This is a genomic window from Sporosarcina ureae, from assembly GCF_029267015.1.
Taxonomy (GTDB): domain Bacteria; phylum Bacillota; class Bacilli; order Bacillales_A; family Planococcaceae; genus Sporosarcina; species Sporosarcina ureae_D.
Genome location: NZ_JARIEA010000076.1, coordinates 1 through 5720 on the forward strand (window position 1 = coordinate 1; position 5720 = coordinate 5720).

Genomic DNA, 5720 nt, shown 5'->3' on the forward strand with positions numbered 1-5720 from the left:
GAGCTAATATTTTATCCAGTAAGTCTAATTGACGTTTCGTTTCCATAGTAAAACGATCAATTGGGTATTTCATTGGCTCTGGCGCATAAGCGAAAAAGTGACCAAACCCTCCACCAACATAAGGACCGACCCCAATTTGCCAGAACAGCCAATTAAGGGTTTCTGTCCGTCCATGAATATCTGTAGGGATCAGTTTATTAAATTTCTCAGCCAAGTAAAGCAAAATCGATCCTGATTCAAAAATTTCCACACGTGGACTTTGACTTTGATCAACTAAGGCTGGGATCTTAGAATTAGGATTGATCTTGACAAAATCTGAACCAAATTGTTCCTCGGCTCCAATATTGATTTCATACAAATCATAATCTGCACCATCGACATCCAACTCTTTTAATTCTTCCAGCATAATCGTTACTTTAATTCCGTTCGGTGTTCCCAGTGAATAGAGTTGGAACGGTGCCTCTCCGACCGGTAGTTTTTGTTCAAAACGTTCACCGGCTGTCGGACGATTCCCCCATCTATTTGAATTCTCTTCTTCCCACTTCCACACTTTTGATAATTCATATTTTGTCATCTGAACACTCCTCCTACTATTTATTAACTTCATCATACTAACAGTACAAAACTATTTCTAATATTTAGTTTATCATCTATAATTCTTTAACCTTCAACACCTTTATACCAAAGATATCCAAATACATTTTAAAAATAAAAAAGCACCGCAAAATGCGATGCTTCACTTACTACTTCACTATTCACTTCTCATCCAAACAGGTCAGACAAAACCCATTTAGCGTTGTGATACTTTCATAAATCTAACAGTTTGTTCTTCAGAATCATACAACACCCATTCTCTAGAGCCCACTACAGCTCCTACGTTAACAACCGTTCGTGAACCCCTCAATGACATCTCTTCATTCCAGTTAATCGCTACGTGTTTTCCATCGCTTGTAAAGCCTGACCGATGGGTATGTCCGTGAAACACTACGCGTGATTCTAGAAGATGCTCAGCAAGCCACTCCGCCGCTTCGTTATGCGGCCATTGATGACCATGGATGATGATTGCCTCATCTATCTTCAAAGTCTCCGGTAAGTCGTTCAAGAAGTCCCGTATAGGTTCCGTTTGCTTAGTCAACAACAGAACGCGTTGTTCTTGATTGCCGTAAATGGACGGAAAAGTGAATAGCTCATCGATGCCATCCGGATGTTTGATCACTTCTTCGACAGTGGGATAAGTCTGGCCATGAAGGTCTTTTTTGCTGACCGTGCATTCGTATAAATCACCGATCCCAATAAGAGTCGCTTCAGGTGCTTCTTTAGCAATTTGTGCCAGTACGGCTTGCAAATCTTCTTTTGATGAATGAATATCTCCGAGCAATGCGAATTGCATCTTGTTTCAACCCCTTATTGCGGTTTCGATCGGTGCGTCGTCTTTTGAAATCCAGTCGCTGAAACTACCTACATATAGTTTTACATTTGGATAGTCCAGTTCTTTGAGTGCTGCGAATAAAGGGGAAGCCGTTACGCCACTGCCACAGTAGACGATGACATCATCTTCAGGTGACACAACTTGTTGTAATTGTTCTTTCGCCTGCTGCACATCATAGTGTCCATCTTGCTTCAATTGTTCCCAATCAAAGTTTCGAGCTGTCGGTATATGACCTGCTTTGTGGTAGAGCGGTTCTGTTTCTCCGCGATAGCGAACTTCAGAACGTGCGTCGACAAGTAGTGACGCTCGATTGCCCGCCACCACTTCTTCGACTTCACTTCTACTTGCATATAGGTGATCTTGACACTGCGGTTCCACTGTTGAGCGTGCAGGCGTAACAGAGTCACTTGTTACGTCAACGATTTCGCGTAATTCAGCATATCCTTCTGTTACGACGTGCACATTCGTGAAACCTCCATATTGCAACATCCACCAAGCACGTGTTGCAAAAGGACTACCACCGTCGTCGTAAATCAAAATTGCATCTGTACGTTCCAGTCCACTTTTCCGGAATAGCTCAGTCAAGTGTTCAGTAGAAGGCAACGGATGACGTCCACCTTCTACTGATGTGCCCGATAGATCTTCTGCTAAATCCCAATGAACGGCGCCTTTTACGTGTTCTTTTTGATAATCAAGTTTGCCACGTTCTTCATCTTGCAATGAAAAGCGTGCATCGATCCATTTCGCATGACTTGTCTCTATATCGTGAATAGATACGAATACTTGGGTCATTGAACCAGCTCCTCTTGACGGATTTTTTCATACGTTTTCTGCCATTGCTCTAGCTGCTCCGAACCATCAAGCAATGTACGCTCTGATTCGATTTGTACTAGACTTTCCTGCAATAAATGAACGCGTAATGCTTCTGCTTCATCGTCAATCCATAAGTCTGCCCACTTCTCAATACGTTCTTTCTGATCGCCAAGATAGCTCGATGCATCTTTTTTCAATATTTCTTCCAGCTTCACTTTCAAGATATCGCGATCGCCGCGCTCAAAGAACGATTTTTGATTTTTGAATGATTTATTGACCGCACTATATACCATAGGTTCTTCATACGGCGTCTCAAATGACAGCATGTCTTTGTCGTTTGGCTCATACGGTGAAGGCACGATCGATTGATCCATTTCAGACAACGAACGGACTTCCATACGTTGACGTTCTAGTAATTGCTTCTTCATGTACTGGAGAATACGCAAATTGGTTACTTTTAATTCCTGTGTTAAGTCAAAGCCTACCATATTGACTGTTTCAGCCAATGCGATTTTCAATGCTTTATCCGATGAGTTCTTCGCGAAAGTCGACGGACTATAGCCTTCTTTAAAGAAATCTCCGAAACGCAAGAAGACGCGTTGCAAAATATAGTAGACAAGTTCACTCAATTCATCTTGAGTGGATTTCACTAAGATTTCACTTGCACTCTTTTCGAAGCGTTCTTTAATTGCCTTTTCAGCAGTCGCGAGTTCCTCTAGTCTTTCCGCTTTACGTGAACGGTTTTGAATCGTTCTGTCGATTAACGAAGCTAGACGATCGATTGTTTTCGTAGTCTCTTCTTCCAGAGCCTGAACAACTTGCGCGCGCAAATCATGCTCGAGGAATGAATAAAACTTCTCTTCGAAATCGACCATTAATGGATTCGGTTGTTGTGTTAATTTGCCTTCCAATGCCTCAAGGCTTGAAATACCATGCACTCGTGGATTACGAATTCCAAATTTCTGCAATTCATTCGCAACGAAACCTTTTACTTCTTCGCCTTCTTCTTCATTCGAAGCAAGGTCGATCGCGTTGACGATAAAGAACATTTTATCAAGTTCGAACGCATCTTTTACACGGCCCAACTGAATAAGGAATTCACGGTCGGCACGTGCGAATGCGTGGTTATAGTACGTTACGAAAAGAATCGCATCGGCATTACGAATATATTCGAATGCTACGTCGGTGTGACGCGCGTTGATCGAATCCGCTCCCGGTGTATCAACCAACGTAATACCGTGACGCGTTAACGGACAGTCATAGAAGAAGTCGATCGAGTCGACGAAACAACTACGTTCTTCTTGTGCAACAAATTTCGTAAACTCTTCACGCTCTACCGTCAACGTCGTACCGAGTGCAGGCGTATAGAGTGGATACCCTCTCTGGAATGCGCTGATGAACGACTTATGGATGTGCAAATTCTCGTCTTCAAGTGGTTGTTTCATCGCAGCATCCGTTTTATTGAAGGCATCTTCAAGTGAAGTAATATTGATACCGAGCGCACCGAATGACAACGCTACGTCTTCTGTCATCGTAGCGACATCTTTCAAGTGGATATCTGCCGTATTATGCACGTGTGTTTCACTCACCGGACGGATTCGGTTGATCGCAGCCGTTGTTGGGTTCGGTGAAACAGGTAACACTTTCTCACCGATCAACGCGTTTGAAAATGAAGATTTCCCTGCACTGAATGCGCCAAACAATGCGACTGTGAATTCTTGCCCTTTTAAGCGCTCTGCTTTCGTCATCAAATACGCTGCCGTTTCTGCAAATCCAGGAATCGCTTCAACTGAATCAGCAATGTGCTGTGCATGAATGATGGCTTTTTCCGAATCGACCACTTGACGTTGTTCTTCCACTACTTCTTCTACTTCTTCGGCAGTCGTTTCTTGCACTTCTTCTTTCGCTACATATTCGATTGTTTCAATCTTTTTAGGTTGTTCCCACTTAGCAACGAGTCGATCGCGACCCATACGCGTCGGCGCTGATGGATTGGCGATTTCTTTATCGACCCACTCCATACGACCTAGCCATTTATTCATTTCTTTTAGTGCATCTACTTTTTCCTGTAACATTGCAATCGTTTCAACAAGAGGTCCTGATTGCTCGCCACCGGATTCTTTCGCGATCACAGACATCTCTTGTTTCCACTTGTCCGTTTTACGTTTATATACTAAATGAATGGCACGTTTCATTTGCTCTGCGTAATTCAAAATAGTCTCGCCTGTAATCACTTCTTGAACATGCAGTTGTTCATCCACTTCGTCAAACGGTAGCGTCAGATCTATATTATCAATCGCAAGTGAACGCTCATCGGTTAAAATTCCTGCTTGTTTCAATGAACTCTTCATCAAAGACTTCATATAAATCTCAATTTGTGTGTGGGCCAGACCTGAAATATTCTCCTCTAGCTTTTGACGACGTCTTTCGCGCTCTTCTGCCGTCTTCTTCGCACCAAATAGTAAACCGACTTTGAATTTCGGTGACTTCGCTTCCAAATGATCTTTCAATAATTCTCTCGTTTCAAACGGTGCAAGTCCCGCGTTCGATAATAATTCATTGCGTTCTTTCTCGAAATTCACATAGAATTCGTCGCCTGAAACTAGTTCAAGACGTTTTTTCGCATCCTTCAAATCTTGATTTAACTCTTCAAACTGATCCCACTCGGATTCGCTTAGGATGTCCGAATGGTTCTCCTTCAAATCATCTACTTGTTGCTGAAGATATGTCATATGCTCATCTTTTAATTTCAATAAAGATTGTTCGATATTCTGTTCGAAATTTTCTTCGCGGTGTTCAATCGACCCATCAACGATCGCCTTGACTTTTTCAAAATCATTATGTGGGTGATCCAGTTGTTTCAATGATGTGTAGAAAATCCCTTTTGGCTCAACGCCCCATAACTTGAATGAGTCTTCCACCGACTTTTTGAACTCATCGAAGGATAATTCACTGTCACGATGCTTATCGATCTGGTTGATAATTAAATATACGTTACTGTTATAACGCATTAATTCTTTTGTGAAACGGAAGTTCATTTCAGATTGTACGTGGTTATAGTCCATCGTATAGAATACAAGATCCGCCAAGTGCAATGAAGACTCTGTAGATAGTCTATGGGCATCATCTGTTGAGTCGACACCCGGTGTATCCATTACCGTAATGCCTTCAGGTAAATTGGATTGTGTATGACCAATTTCAACTAATGAAACTTCAGCTCCATCTTTACTGTACGCTTTGACACCTTCTGAGAAACCATGGCCGCTGAATTTAATGGCACTTCCGTCTACGCGGTGGATAATGGCAAAATCCTCATCCGCCTTATGTACCTTTACAATGTTCGCACTTGTTGGAATCGGACTGGATGGTAAAAGATCATCACCTGTCAATGCGTTGATTGTCGAAGATTTTCCTGCCGAAAAGTGTCCGGCAAAAGCAATCGTATATTCTTTGTCGATTATTTTATTAGCAAGTAACG

Annotated in this window: 4 protein-coding genes; all 4 read right to left on the bottom strand. The window is 42.3% G+C overall.

What is annotated here, in order from left to right:
* On the bottom strand, positions 1-574 hold a 574-nt coding region (locus Q7P97_RS13525; RefSeq protein WP_303969845.1), incomplete at its 3' end, for a glutathione S-transferase N-terminal domain-containing protein.
* Between the two features lie 216 nt (positions 575-790).
* Positions 791-1390, bottom strand: a complete 600-nt coding sequence (locus tag Q7P97_RS13530) for a metallophosphoesterase family protein (RefSeq protein WP_303969847.1) — start codon at positions 1388-1390, stop codon at positions 791-793.
* A 6-nt stretch (positions 1391-1396) separates the two neighbouring features.
* Complete coding sequence (locus Q7P97_RS13535) at positions 1397-2221, bottom strand: sulfurtransferase (RefSeq protein ID WP_303969849.1); 825 nt, start codon at positions 2219-2221, stop codon at positions 1397-1399.
* Positions 2218-5720, bottom strand: a 3503-nt coding sequence (locus Q7P97_RS13540) for a dynamin family protein (RefSeq protein WP_303969851.1), incomplete at its 5' end; no start/stop codon positions are given. The genes Q7P97_RS13540 and Q7P97_RS13535, both read right to left, overlap by 4 nt.